The organism is Campylobacter coli (assembly GCA_039516895.1).
Classification (GTDB): domain Bacteria; phylum Campylobacterota; class Campylobacteria; order Campylobacterales; family Campylobacteraceae; genus Campylobacter_D; species Campylobacter_D coli_B.
Map to the genome: position 1 here is coordinate 902,319 of CP154437.1, position 17,006 is coordinate 919,324.

Annotated in this window: 21 protein-coding genes, 5 pseudogenes and 1 CRISPR repeat array; of the genes and pseudogenes, 10 read left to right on the forward strand and 16 right to left on the reverse strand. The window is 28.8% G+C overall.

What is annotated here, in order from left to right; genetic code table 11:
• Positions 1-25 precede the first annotated feature (25 nt).
• The 3 genes and pseudogenes from AAID94_04485 to AAID94_04495 form a co-directional block, all read right to left on the reverse strand.
• Positions 26-840 (reverse strand): annotated as a pseudogene (locus tag AAID94_04485) (DNA adenine methylase).
• Positions 841-944: 104 nt separating this feature from the next.
• Complete coding sequence (locus AAID94_04490; GenBank protein ID XAK23125.1) at positions 945-1,430, reverse strand: phage virion morphogenesis protein; 486 nt, start codon at positions 1,428-1,430, stop codon at positions 945-947.
• 3 nt (positions 1,431-1,433) lie between these two features.
• Positions 1,434-2,345: pseudogene (locus AAID94_04495) on the reverse strand (phage tail tape measure protein).
• A 215-nt stretch (positions 2,346-2,560) separates the two neighbouring features.
• Between AAID94_04495 and AAID94_04500 the strand changes: the two are divergent.
• Both AAID94_04500 and AAID94_04505 read left to right on the forward strand, forming a co-directional pair.
• Complete coding sequence (locus AAID94_04500) at positions 2,561-2,767, forward strand: helix-turn-helix transcriptional regulator (GenBank protein XAK23126.1); 207 nt, start codon at positions 2,561-2,563, stop codon at positions 2,765-2,767.
• Complete coding sequence (locus AAID94_04505) at positions 2,764-3,336, forward strand: hypothetical protein (GenBank protein ID XAK23127.1); 573 nt, start codon at positions 2,764-2,766, stop codon at positions 3,334-3,336. The genes AAID94_04500 and AAID94_04505 overlap by 4 nt, the downstream gene beginning before the upstream one ends.
• Here the strand turns inward: AAID94_04505 and AAID94_04510 are convergent.
• The 10 genes and pseudogenes from AAID94_04510 to AAID94_04555 form a co-directional block, all read right to left on the reverse strand.
• A complete protein-coding gene (locus tag AAID94_04510) occupies positions 3,328-4,236 on the reverse strand; it encodes a site-specific DNA-methyltransferase (protein ID XAK23128.1) in 909 nt (302 codons plus the stop codon). The two genes, AAID94_04505 and AAID94_04510, sit on opposite strands and share 9 nt — an antisense overlap.
• A 28-nt stretch (positions 4,237-4,264) precedes the next feature.
• Positions 4,265-5,287 carry an IS1595-like element ISCaje5 family transposase gene (locus AAID94_04515; GenBank protein XAK23129.1) on the reverse strand — a complete coding sequence of 341 codons (1,023 nt, stop codon included), beginning with the start codon at positions 5,285-5,287 and terminating at the stop codon, positions 4,265-4,267.
• Between the two features lie 447 nt (positions 5,288-5,734).
• Complete coding sequence (locus tag AAID94_04520) at positions 5,735-5,956, reverse strand: hypothetical protein (GenBank protein ID XAK23130.1); 222 nt, start codon at positions 5,954-5,956, stop codon at positions 5,735-5,737.
• Between the two features lie 118 nt (positions 5,957-6,074).
• Positions 6,075-6,482, reverse strand: a complete 408-nt coding sequence (locus AAID94_04525) for a hypothetical protein (GenBank protein ID XAK24781.1) — start codon at positions 6,480-6,482, stop codon at positions 6,075-6,077.
• Between the two features lie 158 nt (positions 6,483-6,640).
• Complete coding sequence (locus tag AAID94_04530) at positions 6,641-7,072, reverse strand: hypothetical protein (GenBank protein XAK23131.1); 432 nt, start codon at positions 7,070-7,072, stop codon at positions 6,641-6,643.
• A 54-nt stretch (positions 7,073-7,126) separates the two neighbouring features.
• Positions 7,127-7,330: a hypothetical protein gene (locus tag AAID94_04535; GenBank protein ID XAK23132.1), complete on the reverse strand. Its 204-nt coding sequence runs from the start codon at positions 7,328-7,330 to the stop codon at positions 7,127-7,129.
• Between the two features lie 319 nt (positions 7,331-7,649).
• Positions 7,650-8,021 carry a type II toxin-antitoxin system PemK/MazF family toxin gene (locus tag AAID94_04540; GenBank protein ID XAK23133.1) on the reverse strand — a complete coding sequence of 124 codons (372 nt, stop codon included), beginning with the start codon at positions 8,019-8,021 and terminating at the stop codon, positions 7,650-7,652.
• Complete coding sequence (locus AAID94_04545; GenBank protein XAK23134.1) at positions 8,008-8,253, reverse strand: hypothetical protein; 246 nt, start codon at positions 8,251-8,253, stop codon at positions 8,008-8,010. Before AAID94_04545 ends, AAID94_04540 begins: the two co-directional genes overlap by 14 nt.
• A 60-nt stretch (positions 8,254-8,313) precedes the next feature.
• Positions 8,314-8,613, reverse strand: a pseudogene (locus AAID94_04550) (thymidine kinase).
• Between the two features lie 89 nt (positions 8,614-8,702).
• A pseudogene (locus AAID94_04555) lies at positions 8,703-9,513 on the reverse strand (RNA-guided endonuclease TnpB family protein).
• A 58-nt stretch (positions 9,514-9,571) separates the two neighbouring features.
• Between AAID94_04555 and tnpA the strand changes: the two are divergent.
• Positions 9,572-9,989 (forward strand): annotated as a pseudogene (gene tnpA, locus AAID94_04560) (IS200/IS605 family transposase).
• A 786-nt stretch (positions 9,990-10,775) separates the two neighbouring features.
• Here tnpA and AAID94_04565 read toward each other — a convergent pair.
• From AAID94_04565 to AAID94_04575, 3 genes are all read right to left on the reverse strand, one after another.
• Positions 10,776-10,931, reverse strand: coding sequence for a hypothetical protein (locus tag AAID94_04565; GenBank protein XAK23135.1), 156 nt, complete (start codon positions 10,929-10,931; stop codon positions 10,776-10,778).
• Positions 10,932-11,212: 281 nt separating this feature from the next.
• Positions 11,213-11,773 (reverse strand): helix-turn-helix domain-containing protein, encoded by a 561-nt coding sequence (locus AAID94_04570; GenBank protein XAK23136.1) that lies wholly within the window; start codon positions 11,771-11,773, stop codon positions 11,213-11,215.
• A gap of 325 nt (positions 11,774-12,098) precedes the next feature.
• Positions 12,099-12,410, reverse strand: a complete 312-nt coding sequence (locus AAID94_04575; GenBank protein ID XAK23137.1) for a hypothetical protein — start codon at positions 12,408-12,410, stop codon at positions 12,099-12,101.
• Positions 12,411-12,803: 393 nt separating this feature from the next.
• Between AAID94_04575 and AAID94_04580 the strand changes: the two genes are divergently transcribed.
• From AAID94_04580 to AAID94_04610, 7 genes are all read left to right on the forward strand, one after another.
• Positions 12,804-12,998 carry a TraU family protein gene (locus AAID94_04580; GenBank protein ID XAK23138.1) on the forward strand — a complete coding sequence of 65 codons (195 nt, stop codon included), beginning with the start codon at positions 12,804-12,806 and terminating at the stop codon, positions 12,996-12,998.
• A gap of 20 nt (positions 12,999-13,018) precedes the next feature.
• On the forward strand, positions 13,019-13,195 hold the full coding sequence (locus AAID94_04585; protein ID XAK23139.1) for a TraU family protein: 177 nt from the start codon (positions 13,019-13,021) through the stop codon (positions 13,193-13,195).
• 13 nt (positions 13,196-13,208) lie between these two features.
• Positions 13,209-13,868 (forward strand): helix-turn-helix transcriptional regulator, encoded by a 660-nt coding sequence (locus AAID94_04590; GenBank protein ID XAK23140.1) that lies wholly within the window; start codon positions 13,209-13,211, stop codon positions 13,866-13,868.
• Between the two features lie 20 nt (positions 13,869-13,888).
• The gene (locus tag AAID94_04595; protein XAK23141.1) at positions 13,889-14,053 is read left to right on the forward strand and encodes a hypothetical protein; all 165 of its coding nucleotides are present in this window, start codon (positions 13,889-13,891) and stop codon (positions 14,051-14,053) included.
• Between the two features lie 357 nt (positions 14,054-14,410).
• On the forward strand, positions 14,411-15,193 hold the full coding sequence (gene traT, locus AAID94_04600; protein XAK23142.1) for a complement resistance protein TraT: 783 nt from the start codon (positions 14,411-14,413) through the stop codon (positions 15,191-15,193).
• 12 nt (positions 15,194-15,205) lie between these two features.
• Complete coding sequence (locus tag AAID94_04605; protein ID XAK23143.1) at positions 15,206-15,637, forward strand: thioredoxin fold domain-containing protein; 432 nt, start codon at positions 15,206-15,208, stop codon at positions 15,635-15,637.
• Between the two features lies 1 nt (position 15,638).
• The gene (locus tag AAID94_04610; protein XAK23144.1) at positions 15,639-16,646 is read left to right on the forward strand and encodes a DUF3825 domain-containing protein; all 1,008 of its coding nucleotides are present in this window, start codon (positions 15,639-15,641) and stop codon (positions 16,644-16,646) included.
• A gap of 40 nt (positions 16,647-16,686) precedes the next feature.
• A CRISPR array of direct repeats spans positions 16,687-16,854; the repeat unit is 36 nt; unit sequence ATTTTATCATACAAACATTTAACAAGAGGCTAAAAC.
• Positions 16,855-17,006: the final 152 nt, after the last annotated feature.

Genomic DNA, 17,006 nt, shown 5'->3' on the forward strand with positions numbered 1-17,006 from the left:
AATATAAAAAATATTCTCTTAACTTTTAAAAATTCATAATCAAAAGCTCTTTATTTTCTTTTCTTTTTAAAACATTGTTATTTAAAGAATACCTACTTTTAACTCCTTAAAATTAAAATCTTTATAAAGCTCTCTTATAAGCTCACAATCATTATAAGAAAGCATAAATTTACCCTTGATATTTTTAAGCAATTCATTTAAAAGCTTATGTTCTTTTAACCCAAAACCTCCTGTGTTTTTATAATAATTCTCAGTACCCACATAAGGCGGATCTAAATAAAACAAAGCTTCATTATAATCATATTCTTTTAAGATATATTCAAAGCTTTTATTTTCAATACTAGCATTTTTAAGCCTTTTTGTATGTAAGCTAAAATCCCTATAAAGTTTTTTGGGTGCTCTTTGCTTACTCATAGCAAACTGCCCCATGTTTGAACCAAAAGAAGTGTTTATAAGATAAAAATAAAAAGCTGCTCTTTCTATATTGTTTCTTGGTTTAACTTCTTTGTTTTTAAGCATATGGAATATTTTTCTACTTACCAACATAGAATGAAGCATGCTTGTTAAGCTTTGAGGTTTATTTCTTATACAAAGATGTAAATTAATAAGCTCGTCGTTAATGTCGTTGATGACTTCTATTTTTGAAGGGCTTTTTTGATAAAAGACACTTAAAGCTCCTCCAAAAACTTCAATATAGCTTTTATGCTCAGGCATTAAAGCGATGATTTCTTTAGCTAAATAGTTTTTGCCACCTACCCAAGCAAATGGAGCTTTTAATTTAGTTTGCGTAGGTTTAATTAATGGGCTAGTTTTTAGAAATTTGTCTGTATTGATTTTCATACAAACTCCTTTCAAAATAAAATTTAATTAACTAGTTTTTAAAAATAAAGCTATAATGCTTTTGCTAGTTTTTAGAAAAAGGAGAGCTTATGCTTTCCTTGCTATTATTTTTTGGCAATCTTTACAATAAAATCTTTAGTATCTTTATAAATCACGCTTCTTATGCTTTGATGTAAAACATTATTATCTATAGGCAAAAAAGATCTTGCAGGTATATTTTTCTTTCTACTACCATATTGATGAACGAGTCCATATTTAAAACCACTTTTGCTCTGTATATTATTAAAGACTTTTACGCCACTTTTAGTAGGTTCGCTTTGCCAATTTAAAGCATTGCTTAATTCTCCATCTCTTTTTAAAATTCCTTTATTCTTTCCTTCTTTTATTTTTTGCTTTATGGTAGCTGGTTTTAAGCTTTTCCATTTTCCATCAAAAATACTGCGTTCATTTTTAAAAGAATCTATAATGCTATTTCTTATACTCTCACCAGTACCCGCCATAATGCTTTGCCCGTGTTTATCCATATCTATTAATTTATCACAAGCTTTAAAAAAGTTTTCAAGCCCTTTAATCTCTATATATTCACTCATATTTTATCCATAAATTGTAGTGTTAATTTTGTTTTGTTCTTGCTTTCTTAAAGCGTCGAATACACTTTTTTGTATAGTATTTGCAAATTCTTGCATATTAAAATTGCCATCTTTAGTCGCTATGTTAAAAGTGCCATTAACACTTACATTGATATTACCATTATTAAAGCTTGGAGTATGGTTTATACTTTTTGCTTGTAATTCATCTTTATAAGTATTTGTGGCAAAGATTTTTTCTTTGGTTTGTTCGTTTTGGCTTATCTTAACTTCTTTATCGTTTCCAAGTCCTACAAAATCAAGAGCATCTTTTATAAAGCCACTTATGGATGAAATCATATCTCCTACCCAAGAAAGCTTAGAGGCAAACCATTCAAACAAAGAACCAAAAATACTATAAAAGAAATCCCCAATGCCTTGCCAAATAGAATTTAAAAACTCAGCTAATGGAGAAGCAATACTCATAATAATATCTTTAAAACTTGCAAATACAAGAGCACATTTATCAAACACCCATTTAAAAACTTCATAAATGGGTTTCCAAATAAATTTTAATATCCCCACAAAAGGAAAGATGATATTTAAAGCATTGTTTTTAAAATAGCCAATCACACTGCTGCATTTATTAAACACGGCTTTAATGACATTGTATATAGGTTCCCAAACAGGTCTAAGCCATTCTATAAAAGACATAAACCATGACTTAACCCTATCCCAATTTGCAATGATGAGCCCAGCCACTATTGCAATACCTCCTAAAATAAGACCAATAGGATTGCTCATCATGGCCACGCTTAATACTCTAATACCAATAGCCACAAGCTTAAAGACTTTATTGAGTCCTATTAAAACAAAAGATAAGACTTTAAGAGAAGCTGTGTAAATATTAGTTGTGATGGTTTTTACTTTTAAAGTTATCAATTCTATAGGTATATTTTTTGAAATTTGCTCTATTTCTTTTTTAGCGTTTTGAGTGAGATCGCTAGTGCTTATGATAATACCTTTGCTAAATTTAATCTCCCCTACTCCACTTTGTAATTTGCTAGGCTCTGTTTTTATAGTGTATTGATTTCTAAAAAATGCTATCAATAGAGTGTTGATTTATTTTGTTACTTATTTATAAAATATAAATTATGATTTCCATTTTAAACATATTTGCAAAAAATGTTCGCAAAAGACGACAAGCACTAAATATTACTCAGGAAAAGTTAGCAGAATTATCTAGTCTGCATAGAACTTATATTGGCAGTATAGAAAGATGTGAGAAAAATATTACCCTAATAAATGCTTATAAAATTGCAAAAGCTCTAGGAGCTGATTTGTCGGAGTTACTAAAATGATGAATATAGTTATAGAGCAAATAGAACGTAATGTTATTGATATTTTGTCGCAATATAAAAGTAATTTTAAATCAAAGAAATTTGACACAATTGTTTCTGACTCAGATATTTTAATGGATTTTTTTAATATAACTTATGAAACAAAAATGCAAAATATGCAATATTGGAATAGAGAGCTTGGAAGAGTTTGGGAATTAATAACCAAAGAGCTTTTTACTTCCAATAAACTATTTAAGCCACCAGAAAGTGTTGATTTTGGAACAGACCACCCTGTAGATTATTTCATAGGTAATTTGGCAATTGATGCTAAATATCGAATTGGTTCAGGCGATAGTGGAACGCTGAAAAAATTTAAATTATATGGAAAAATGTTAAAAGAAATGGGATATAATCCAGTTTTCCTGATTTTAAGAAACGATAACCTACCAGCAGCTATTACTGCTGCTATAAACGGCGGTTGGGAAATTATCTCTGACAAAGATGCTTTTAATTTTATCATAAACTATAGTGGAATAGATATAGTTCAATATTTGGCTTGTTTAAAAGCCAAATATGATTTTTTAAGATAATCGCATATTTGCTATTTTAATATACTCTTCATTTAATTCAAAACCAATATATGGAATACCTAAATTTTTACAAGCTAATGCTGTTGTCCCACTTCCCATAAAAGGGTCAATTATAATATTATTTGTTTGTTTTGGAACAATCATCTCTGCTAATTTTTCTATAAGTTTTATTGGTTTAACCGTTATATGCTTATTGAAATCATCTTTTTTATCTCTTTGATAGCCTTCAAATATATTTGATAGAAAGCCATTATGATTTATATAGCCTTCTGTTTTTAAAAGTCCTACTCCGTATTTCTTTACATTGTTTACATAATTGTTTTCTATTGGTTTTTGCAAGACAGATACTGCCTCGTAATTGTTTCTTGTTGCACTATGCCAGCCTTTCCAATTTTCTGCCAATTCATATCCATCTTTTTTCATTTTTTCATAAGCATTTAAGCCTTTTGGAATACCACTATTTCTTATCCATATAAACATATCTTTGGTATAAAAACCCACGTTTTCAAGTGCTATTTGAATATGTGCCACACTCCTATTGCTATTAAATACCATTATAAACGCACCAGGCTTTAAAATTCTATATAACTCTTTCCCCCAATGCTCCACCCAAGATTGATATTCTAAAATATTATCCCTATTTTTTTTATACCATCTTTCATTTTTAACTCCTCCTGCTAACCCACTGCCATAAGGTATATTTTTTACCAATATATTTTTATTGTTATTTGCTTTATTTTTTCTGCGTTTTATTTCTACATTATCCCAATTTCTACCAAAAAATTCATAATTATATGGTGGGTCAGTTATGCAGCCTGAAATATAATTATTAGGAATATTTTTCATTAGCTCACAGCAATCACCCAATGTAACATTGTTTAAATATTTTTTATATGACAATTTTATTCCTTTTTTAATTTTTTACAGCTTACGCTACCAATAACGGCACGGCAGGTCTATTTGCTACGCTTATGCTTTGGCTTATGCAATTTGTGTTTAGTATATGGTTTAGCAAAATTTGTTCTTTATCTTTTCTACTCTCTTTTGCAAAATTTACAAAGTTGTGATAGACAAGATAATTATTTAGATACTTAGTAGCCACGCCTTTAAAATTATACACAAGCATTGATTTAAGTCTGCTATGGTAGTTATTTACGACTTGAATATTAAACGAGCCGTTACTATGTTTGTTTCGTGGTATGCGGATATGGTTTAGGCTCATTTCATTTGATAGTTTTAAATATGAGCGTAGGCTATCAGTTACAAATACGCTTTCTTTCTCAACTTTGCCTTGTATTACTTTGGATAAACTAGCAATATTTGGCTTACCCAGATTAGATATTTTTGCTATTGATTTGCCATTTAAATTTACTACGCAAGGTATGCAAACAAGTTCTTTTGATAAGCCACGCTTAGTGTTTGCAGTTCCTCTTTTCTTTGCTAAGCGTGGAAAGTTAAAATCCTTGTGATGACCTTTATATGAGATAGGCATAAATGTTTCATCTGCTTCTACTATGCCATTAAGTTTTACTTCATCTTGCATTTTTTGCAATGTGTCTAAGATTTTATGTCGCCAAAAAAACGCAGTAGATAGTGCAATGCCACAAATTTCAGCGGTTTTTCTAAGTGAGTATTTTTCAATCATACAATGGATATATTTTTGCCAAATTTCAAGGTCTTTTTGGGTTTTAAAAAAGATTGAGTTATTTGTAACAGTAAATGTCTTATGACAATCCATACACATAAATCTTTGTTTGCCATCTTTTTTTCCATTTTTCACAAAATTAGTAGATTTGCAATGCGGACACGCTTTTATCTCTTTTGAGAGTATTAAATTTTGCTCTGATTTTTCTTTGTTTTTGATAGATTTTAGAAATGATTTTTTATCATCATCGCTTAGAGTGCTAAAAAGCTGTTTTACGATTTCAAGTTCTGCGTTAGAAGTTGCCATTTTACCGCCTTTATTGTTCTATTTTTAATGTAGATATTTTAGCAAAATAAAGCTTAAATTTCAATACTTAATAAAAACATAGCCATTTGCTAAAATAAGTGCTTAAATCTTTTAAATCTACTTTTGAGCTTTCATAAAATTTACATTGTACTGCAATATAATCATCATCTTTTGTTTGGATGATTAAATCTATACCACAATCTTGCCCATCCTTTTTATCCCATTCATCCCAAAGATAAATATTTTTATAAATACTTGCTGTATCTTTTTCTTTTAAAAGATGTTTTGAAAGTTTTTTTGCCCATAAAACCTTTCTTCTGCATATTCTTGATTTTTACGCATATTAATCTTTTCTATTCATCAGGCTTAAAACCACTATCTAAAATTATTTTTGTCATTACACCCTTAAGATGATCAAAATGATTTAAAGCCTGCATATTACTAATTCTAAGAAGTCTTATTTTTCCCATCTTTTTTATAAAACACTTTAAAAACTTCATCACTTTGTTTGTGTTTTACCATATCATCCAAATCAGAACTATCTACAAATTCATATTCTCTAACAAAATCTTCATTTGAAATATCAAACAAATCTTGCTTATAACCGCTTGGTGAATTTGGATCATAAGAATGAACATTAACCACACAGTCTTGTATATTTTTTTGCATGTTAAATCCTTTAAAATAATATAAATTTTTATTTTTAGAAGTTGAAATTCTTCGTAAAAAAATTAAAATAAAAAAAGGTTGAGCAAGCAAGGAATAAGAATCTTGTTTCTTTAAAAAATTATTTAAAAATAGATATAATAAAATCAAAAATTGTAGGCTGTAAAATAAACATTAAAACAGCAAGAATAATTACATATGTTTTAACTTCCGTTCTAAAACTATCTAGCTTAGTTTCAATCTTATCGATTCTAGCTTCAACCTTATCAAATTTAGCATTCAATGAGGTTTCAAACTTATCGATTCTAGTTTCAACCTTATCAAATTTAGCATTTAAAAGATCTGAAGTTACTAATTTTGAAAGCTCTTCTTTAATTTCTCTAGAGGTTTTATCTCTTATTTTTTGAGATGCTATTTGATTTTCTTTAGCAAACTCATTAAGAGCTTTAAAGAAACTTTCCTCAGTTTGATCTTTAAAATAAACAGCAAATAAAGCTTTTACACCTTCTGAAATATAACAATCTTTCACTATATTACCTTGCATTGTATTTCTCTTTCATTATATCATAATTACTGCATATAGTATTTCAATTCTTTAAGAATTTCATTTTTTTCATTATGCAAATATCCACTAATACTATTCTTGCTATTCTATTATGTTTGAAAGTATGACAGCCTATTTCTCTTTTAAAAGTTTATTATATCTTTGCCTATCTTTCCTTCAAAAATAATAGGAATTAGTTCGCTAATGTATTTGATTTCACCTTCTTCAATCTTTATCTTCATAGTCTCAATTAAAAGTTCTTTTTGGTTTAAAAGCTTTAAAGTGCTAGTAGCATAACTTAGACTATCGAAATTGATATTTTTGTTTTGTGGAATAAATACAAAGTATTCGTTATCGTAATCCTCAAAAGGTGTGTTTTTTAAGTTTTCTTTATAGCAAAGAATTCTAGGAAAATCAAAGCATTGATTTTCATCAAGAGTATCGCTAAATTTATCAGCAAAATCTTGACTGTTTTTAATTTGGTTTTCCGCTAAAAACTGTTCAAAATCAGGCGTTAAAGCGATAGTTAAAACATAAGCCAAACTAAATATCCCAAACATACATATTATGCCCATTGCAAAACTCCTCTTTTTTTTAAGATCAGCTAATTCTTCATCAGAAAGCAAATTTTATTGTCCTCTTTTATATGTGGTAACTAAAACCGCTCCAAACTCACCTTGTCTTTCAAGAACGACAACAATATTGCTATCTTTATCAAGATATTTTTGAGTTGTTGCGATATGATAGTCAGCACCATGTTGTAAAGGTGAGGTGTTTCTAATAGCTCTTGAAATAGCAACTGATAATGTATCGTTTTCGACTTTGTGATACACGATCTATAAAATGCTCTGTCGCTTTAATGCAGTTTTGGATTTGTTTCTTGAAAAGATTTATTAAAAAATCAACTTTGCTCTTGTCTTTTTTAGCTTCTTTATAAGCTAAAGCTCTTGCAAGCCTAGCTACAACAAGCTCGTTTGTATAAGTTAACATTTTTGCATCTCCTAATTGATTAGCCAATAAGAGATACTAATAATCCCTTTAGGGAATAAAAGCATTCCCTAAAGGCGAGTTTTAAGTAAGCACTACATTCTTATATCAACATATTTCAATAATGAACATTGTGTTGTGTAGTTGTAGTGTAAAAAGTAGAAATTAAGAGTTGAATTGTGGACTTAAGATTTCATCAAGTATTATCCTGACTTCTTTCATAATCTTTTCATCAACTTCACCTATTTTTTCAATTAATCTATCTTTTGAAAAAGACTTTATTTGAGAACAATTTATGGCTGAGTCTACATTTAAATTGTTTGTAGCATTCTTGTCAATCTTTAAAAACCAAATTCCTTTATAGAATTTATCTTGCCAAGTTGTTAAAGGCACAACAAAAACAAGTTTTTGATTAGAATTAAAAAGATTATTGCTTAAAATCAATGCAGGGCGTTTTTTAGTAATTTCTTCGCCCACTTGTGGTTCAAAATCAGCAATCCAAAGTTCGCCATATTTAACAATTTTAGATGATACCATCACCCACTCCTGCTTCTGCAAGTTCAAGTTGTTCCTTTTGGTACTCTTCATCATTTTTAAATGCTTCAAAGCTTTTTATCCATAAAGCCTTTCTTTGCTCTATTCTTTTATTTTCGTGCATTTGCTTTAATGCGTCTGTTAAAATCTGAGTTTTACTCATTTTTAGTTCCTTTGCTAATTTATCAAGCATTAAGCTTGCCTCATTGTTGAGAGTTAAATTAATTCTTTGCATGTGTTTTCCTTGCGTGTAATTTTATACACAAATTATAACACAAATTATGTGCAAAATAAACTACATTTTATAGCACTCTTCACAAAAAACAAAGTAGTTATTATTGATACCACCATCGCCCACATGAAAAGCCGCACTTTCTTTTCTATCACAACAATCGCAGTCCGCTTTTAAATGCAAAATTTCATCTGCGTAAGACTTTAGTGTTTCCACATTGCCCCAAGCATTTCCTTTTACATCATTAAGCAAACCTGCTACTGTTATAGTTATTTCTTTTTTTCTTGAAAGATTGATAATTTGTTCCAAAAAATCTTTCTTGAAAAATTGTATTTCATCTACAAAGATAAAGCTATATGAATCTAAACTTGTGTTTTCATTTCCAAAAGTGAATCATCCACTCACTAAAGCAAGTGGGCTTCTTGTTTCATCGATAGATAGCTAGTATCAAGTATGTAACCATTAATATTTAGATTTTCAACAGATATAAAATCATATAAATTTGTGATTTCATCGCTTATCTTATGTAAATAATCATCTCTTACTTTTGTAATTTTTTGATGAGCTTTAGCTACTTTTAGCTTAGTCTTTGTACGATTATTTGAACCTTTTTGTTTTTTTGCTAAGTTGTCTTTGAAGTTTTATGAGTTTATTTTCTTTATCTTGTAAGAATTGTGATTTTTATAAATTATGCAATTGCTTCTAATAATAAGATTTGATAAACTCATATCTAAACCAACAGCATTTCCTATTACTTTCGGCTTAGGTAAAGATTTAAATTGTAATGTAGTATTCGTCGGCTATTTTAGAAATAAAGGCTTGTTTTATTATATAATCCTTATCAAGCTTTCTATGGACTTTAGCTTTAATGCCTTCTGTGAATTTTGGAATATAAACTTTTTTATCATCTAGCTTAATATTTTGTGGAATAGCATAACTTTGCCTTGCGTTTTTCTTTGACTTGAAATTTGGGTATTTTGCTCTTTTAGCAAAGAAATTATCAAAGACAGCAACTAATTGTCTTAAAGCCATTTGTAAAGATTGTGAAGCACACTCATTAAGATATTTATATTCATCTTGCTTTTTTAGAATAGTAAGCTCTTTTTGCATAGTAAAGTATGTTTCTTTTATGCCTTTACTAAATTGTTTTTGGCGATAATCTAAGAAATCATTATAAATTACTCTAACACAGCCAAAGTGTTTATGAATTAATTCTTTTTGAGCTTTTGTAGGATAGATTCTATACTTTACAGCACTTGGCAAAGTTTAGTATTCCTTGTTTTTATGTTAATAACATAAAAATATAAATGTGAGTATAAAAATGAAAAAGAATAATTGTGAACTACATGGATATATCTCTACAAATCGCTCTAAGCACAATCTAAAAACACATATAATTTTAGTTTTTAAATATAGAAAGAAACTTCTAAAAGGTGATTTGAATAATTTTATAAAAGCTAAAATTGATGAAATAAGTGAGAATGGAGAATTTATAATCTTAGCTATGGAAAGCGATATAGACCATATCCATTTAATAATACAATACTTACTAAGAGTTAGTATAAGCTATATTGTCTAAAAGATAAAACAAATAACTACTTTTTATGTTTGAAAAGACAAGGGATTTCAGCCATTTCTAAAACAATATTTTTGAAAAAAAGACTTTTTGGACCGATGGATTTTTTGCTTGCAGTGTAGGCGAAGCAAACCCTGAAACAATCAAGGATAAAACTCGCTAAGCTCGTTGGCATTCAGCCCAACCGCTAAAGTAGTTGGGATTTCTGCTTAAATAGATTTAAAAACAGATCTAAATTGTACCTGTTAGCAATATTTAGACAATATTCCATTTCAGCAATTGTAGCATTGTCAAGAAAGAAGTGTTTTTTGATCAGTTCAATTTTTTCTTGTGTGAATGAAGTGCTAACAGCTTGATTTTGAGTGTTTGTGATTTTTGTATTCTTTGTTATTTCCTTTTTTGTATTTTTAAATAAAAAAGGAATAGAAATTTATATTGCCCAAGAAGGGAATAAAAAAATCTATTCCCAACTTATAGGGCGTGTTAAGCTAAAAGCTAAAAATTAGCTTTTAGTTTCGTTAGTGTGTTTGTCGTTAAAATAGTGAGCTACTAAAGCCAATGTACCAAAAATAAGAGTGATAGCACCGATTAAAATAGCTATATCATAGCCGTCCATTCTCTCTCCTTTTTTCAAAAAAAGATCAGTCCTTAAGAAAGATCGATAATAGCGCAACTATTGCCAAAATTAGCAAACTTTCGATGAGAATAATAAAAGCTCTACTATTCCCATTTGCAAACCATAAAGACTATTTACAAATAATCCTACGCAATAGATTCCATGAATCTTAAGATTGCTTTTGTGGGTATTTTTGTAAATATCGATAGTTTTTTGAAAAAATCTTTCATATTTCTTCTCCTTATCTTATAACAAAAAAATGCTAAAAGTCAAGGGGTATTAATATCCCATAATGGGATAAAAATATCCCAACTATGGGTTAAATGCTTAGAGTTAAAAAGGAAGATCTTCTCCTTGTTGTTCCTCAAACTGATGAATAGGTACTTGTTTTTGCACAGACTGATTCACAGGTTCAGGAGTTGCTTGAACATTGCCATAAGGATTACCCGATTGATTATTATCAGCAGGCTTGCTATCTAAAAACTTCATAGTTTCAACAGCAATCTTATAGCTTGTTCTATTTTTTTCTTCCTTATCTGTATAATTTTCTTAAACCAATCTTCCTTGCAAAAAGATTTTTGAGCCTTTTGTTTTAATGAAGTAAAATTTCGCTGTATTCGTCTTAAAACCTCACTGCACCCATTTTTTCAATTACTTAGGTAAAAAATGGAACTGTTATAATAACGCTCTTTAAGAAATTATTTAAAAGATCGGTTTATTTTAAAAAAGAGAATTAATTTATATTATTAATTTAATATAGATAAATTTATCTAATAGTTTAAGATGTTTTCTTGTTCAAGTTGATTTTTGTTGTATTTCTTTTGTTCGTTATTTATTCTTTCAAATAAATCAATGTCTTTGATTAGAAAGCAATCGCCTTCTCCACAAATTAGATAAATAGGATTGATTCCTAGAGTTTTGTAAAGTTTTTTAATCATAAAGCTGTTGAGTTGTCCATATCCTTTCTCAAATCTAACATAAAGAGCTTGGGATATTCCAAGTATATTTGCTATACGCTGTTGACTTAGATTGAGTGCTATTCTTAAAGTTCTTAGTCTTTTTGCACAATCTGATATATGAATATGTTCATTTTCTAAATCGGGTTCTTTTAAAGTTTTTTCTTCAGCTTCTTGTTTTACTTTTTCGTAATTTTCTAAATATTTTGTATATTTCTTTCTCCACTTATATACTGTTTGCAAGGTTATATCATACCTAGAAGCTACTACCTTTGATGGTAGATTTTCTTTTACTTGTATTGATAAAATTTCCATTATTTGATCATAAGTTTTTTTGTTTTTTCCCTTATTGCCTTTTACAGATAATCTTTTCATTGAATATTCTTTTTTGCCTTGTTTTGTGTGTTAATATTAGCCCTGATTGTATCTAAAAATATATTTGAAAAAATAGAATAATGTTTTACATAATTATTAAATATATTTAGTAATTTTTATATTTAATTTATATATTTTTTAATTATATATGTAAAATTATATGTAAAATAGAACAAGATGCTAATAGGAAAATGGGAGTAAATCCTAGCTCTTTGATAATGCAAGATGCAAGCAAATCAGGCAATGAGCTTGCAAAAGAAGCTCAAGGCTTGTTTGATGCTATGAGAAAAAAATAAGTCTAGCTTTTTGGCTAGGCTTATTTATCTTACGCAAAACCAAACATATAATCAAATTTAGTAGAATCGCTTTTCATAAATCCTGTGCTTCTTTCATATCTCCCATGCTTTTTCTCATCATAGGGAACTATTTTTATATTTTTAGCAAGGAATAATACAAAAGCAATTACAAGGCTAGATACAGATAAAAGCCCTAAAATACCTATAAAGCTAGTGATAATTTTTAAATATACCAAAAGCAAAACAATAGCTGTAACTCCGCAAGAAAGCCAAAGAGCAAGTATGAGTTTTTCGGTTATAGTCATTTTTGATTTTTTAAGTTTTACTTCTGCTTTATCCATTGTTATTCCTTTCATAATTAACTTATTTATATAACATAATTATATTATATTTTAATAAATTTTTGTAAGTATTTTTGTTATTAAATGCTTATTTTATAGGATTAAAAGTGAATTTTTACAAATTGATGATAGCTATCTGCAATTGGGTAAACTTTCAATTCATGCTAAAGAATTCATTACTTAAAAAGCATTTGTTTTTGACTTTTTTCAATTGAATTTTTATATCTAAAATATCTTCAATATAAAAATTATTATATGTTTATTATATATATTTATAAAAAAAATTTATAAATATATATAATAAACATATATTTTTTTCTAAAAAATGATATAATTATCAAGAAATTTCTAATTAAAGTTTTTTATATTAAAAATATCATCCTAGTTCTAGGCATGATAGCAACTTTAATTGATGCAGCATGTATGAATATTACAGGCGGTGTGGATATAGCCTATATGACAGAAGTAGATCCTTTGTGGCAAGATGATGAATTAACAGCTTTAATCAATCCTGAGGCTTTGCTATTTGGTAATCCCATTTTAAATCTTGCTTGTATGGCAGATAGTGCATCAGCGCAGGGCAATTAGGACTTTGTGGAGAATATCCTATGCCTATTTGGAGAAAATCATCCTATAGATTGCAAATTTTAGCACCTGTTCCTCATCCTATGGGAATGGGAATAGGACAAAGTGGCATATTGTGGAGTTATGCTAAGAATTATCCTGTAGCAGGAGATAATTTCACCTTTATGCTTTTTAAGAAAAAAGAATGCTGTGCATTTTAATAAGTGAGGTTTAATGTATATAAGAGATTTTAGAAAAAGATTGCACATGACACAATCAGAATTTGCACAAGCATTAGGCATCAAACAGACAAATATCTCAATGTATGAAAAACACAGAGTAAAGCCAACCTGCGAGCTTATTGCAAAATTAATTATAAGATTCAATGCTAATCCAAACTTTCTTTTCTTTGGCAAAGAACCTCATTTGAATACAGATACATTCAAAAATGAAATTTCACAAGAATTGAGTCAATTAATCAGTGAATTATTTCTATATGAAAATGAAGAAAATATCATAGTGGAACTAGAAAATAAAGCCTTAGGGAAGATTCTTTCGCTTGTGCCAAACAAAGAGATTTGGGAAAGATTGTTTTTCTTATTTAGAATAAACAGAAAATTACATTTTGTTACTTCATTTATTTGTAGAGTAGCTAAAAGACTCAAACAAAGAGATGATGAAGCCAAAGCATATCTAATTTCTATTATTAATAGTTTTAATGAAGGTGATTTCACCGAACTTAATGAATATATCAAATTAGATTTAATTGCACTATTTGATGAAAAAATCACCGAAGAAGAAGCAAAAACTATTATCGAAGACTGCTTGGTTGTATTTAAGCACATTGAAAATACAGCTCCTATCCACAAAATGGTAGAACTTGGAAAAGATTAATAATAAGAAAGGTTAAAAAAATGAAAAAACAAATTATAGGTTCTATTTTATTATGCTCTTCGTTATTTGCATATAAATCTACCAAAGATTTAGATAAAAACGATGTATTGGAAAAATTAATTCAAAATATAAATGATAGTTTATACCAAATAAAGGAGGAACAGGACTTAAATATAGAAAATTAAACACTATAACATATATTTTTATAAAGGAGAATAAAAACAAATAAGGACAGGAATGTAGTTGAATTTTGGTTGATAGCTTTGTCAATAATAAATATAACATAGAAGCGAAAGCTACTGTATACTTAGAAGTGATTTTAAATAAAACAGATTTCTCTAGAACTTATTTAGAATCTAAAATTTCTAAGGAATTTTCAAAACATCATGCCAAAGAGCAAGAAAAAAATTATTTTAAAAAATTTTCAATGCTATAGAAAAAAGCTTGGATGAGCTAACGGGCGAAACGGAAGAAAGTCGTGCTAAAATTTAAAAAGCAGGTTAAAGAAATTTTTGAAAAAATATTCACTAAAAAGGAAAACAATGAAAATAAATAAATCAATTTTAAAAATGGGATTAAGCAGTATTTTGGCAGCAAGCTTGCTTACGGGTTGTCTAACAACAACTTTACAAACTAATGCAACTATGAGTCAAAGCATCTTTTTAGATCCCGTGGCAAAAGAAAAAAGAGTTGTATTCTTAAATATTAAAAATACAAGCGGACACGAAGTTAATTTAGAACCTAAACTAAGAAGCGCATTAGAAACCAAGGGGTATAAAATTATAGATGATCCTGATAAAGCAACTTATATTTTAAGTACTAATGTTTTATATTGCGATAAAAAACAAGAAAATAATGTTGCAGGCGGTGCTGTAGCAGCAGGTGCTACAGGTGCAGCAATTAGCGGATATAATGGAGGCGGTGCAGGCGGTATGGTTGCAGCAGGTGCAGCAGGTGCTTTAGTAGGAGGACTTTTAGGAAAACTTACCGAAGACACTATTTGGCAAATGCAAGTTGACATTAATATCAAGCAAAAAGCCGATGGTAAAGTTTTAACTTCTAGCGGAAATGTAAGTGGACAAGCAAGCGTTAGAGATCAAAGAGCATCAGGATTTTTAAATAGCTTTGGCGGAAGTGTTCGTAGCGATAAAGTAGGACAGCTTAATTCAAACCAAATTAATAGTACGCAACAAACCTATGAGGGTAAATATATAGAAAAAAATTCAATTATTTTTGCAGAAGCTGTAAAAACAGGACTAAAACTTCCTGAAGCAACCCCTATTTTGGAAAACAAAATCGCAACTCAAATTGCAGGATTGTTCTAAAAAGGATATCTTATGATATTAAAAAAAATAAAAATTTTATTTTTAGCTATCTTTTTAGCCTTTAGCCCCATGACGCTAGAGGCTAAAATCTATGATAATGTATATGCTGCTCAAAAACAAGCATTAAAAGAAGCAAAGTTAATGGTTTTCTTTGTTCTTTCAAACACTTGCGATTATTGCCACAAACTCATGAACGATGTGCTAAACAATAGAGATTTGATGGAATATCTTGATGAAAATTTTACCGTTGCTATCTCTGATTTGAATGCAGATGGACTAATTCCTAAAGACTTATTATTTAATGGAGTGACTCCAACAACTTATATTTTAACTCCAACAGGAAAAGTAATAGGCACCCCTATTGAAGGAGCGGTTGACTCTAATATGCTTTTTGGATTATTAAAAGGTTTAGAAGATTATAAGAAAGGACAATTAGGTTTTTAGCGTGGAAAAAAACATAGAAAAATTAATTTTAGAAGCCTATGAAGATAGCAAAACTAAATTTGAACATGTTACTACAGGACATATTAGTCAATATTTGAAAAGAAAATATGATTTGAAAATTAATTGTAGTAAGGCGTTGACAGAATCAGGATTTAATCTTGAAAAAGATGAGAACGAACCTTCTTTAGTTTATGTAAAAAAAGTTACCACAAGAAACAAAACTTTAAATCGTGAGCAAATTCAAAACAAAGTTGAAGAGAAGCCTTTATTATTCCAATTTGCCTATTTTCCAAATTTTCTAAATACACTTCAAGAGCTTTCTAATATAGCTCAAAAAGAATTTTGGGGGAGCGGAAATAATATTTTATTCTCCTATCTATTTAAATATTTTGAATTTATTCATGAAAATAAAAACTATCCTGATATTATCACTTATAACAAAGACAAAACAAAGGCGTGTTTCAATACAGGTTTGTATAGCACAGGTGTTTTTCCAATATTTGCATACTTTGAAAAGCAGGAAAATGGAGGATATATTTTTAGAAAATTTTGCTCTAATGGGGATAGAGTTTTAGATGATTTGGAAATACCCAAATCTTTGAACGATTTTGATTCGTTTAAAAATGAACTCATCTTTGATAGCAAGTTAGATTTTAGAATTAACCATTTACATCTCTTCGAGAGAAAAGAACGATTGCCCGAAATAATAAAAAAACTAAATGATAGGTTCATAGGACACATTATCAATGGTGAGTTGAAAATCATCAAGGATAATTATAATCATCAAAAGATGATTATTCCTGCAGCTTATAAGCAAAAGGTAGTTTTATATATTCCTTTGAAACTTCAAGAAGAATCAGTTGACACAATAGTTGTAGTTGAAAAAGAGGAAGTAAAAAATGAGCAGTATTACGCTGTAAGAACTATACTAAATCCGCATGATAATATCTACAAAACTGCAAGAGTTCTTTCGATAGTTGAATCTGAATGGGTTAAAAACACCATTTGAAAATAAAAATATTGATAAAATAGGCTTTTAAAATAAGTCTATTTTATCATACAAACATTTAACAAGAGGCTAAAACTCCGCTTTTAGCTAAACCATTCTTATTTTCATTTTATCATACAAACATTTAACAAGAGGCTAAAACCATCAATAGCAATCATCAATAGCAATCATGATTTTATCATACAAACATTTAACAAGAGGCTAAAACATTCATTCAAAAATACTATAATTAAAGTGTATTAGGTATGACTACTCTTTCGATTATAAGAAGGAGGAATAATGAGTAAGATCATTGAGTTTTTAGTTCTTGTCTTAGAATCAATTAACGAGATAATCAAGCTCGTTGATTATCTCACTTAA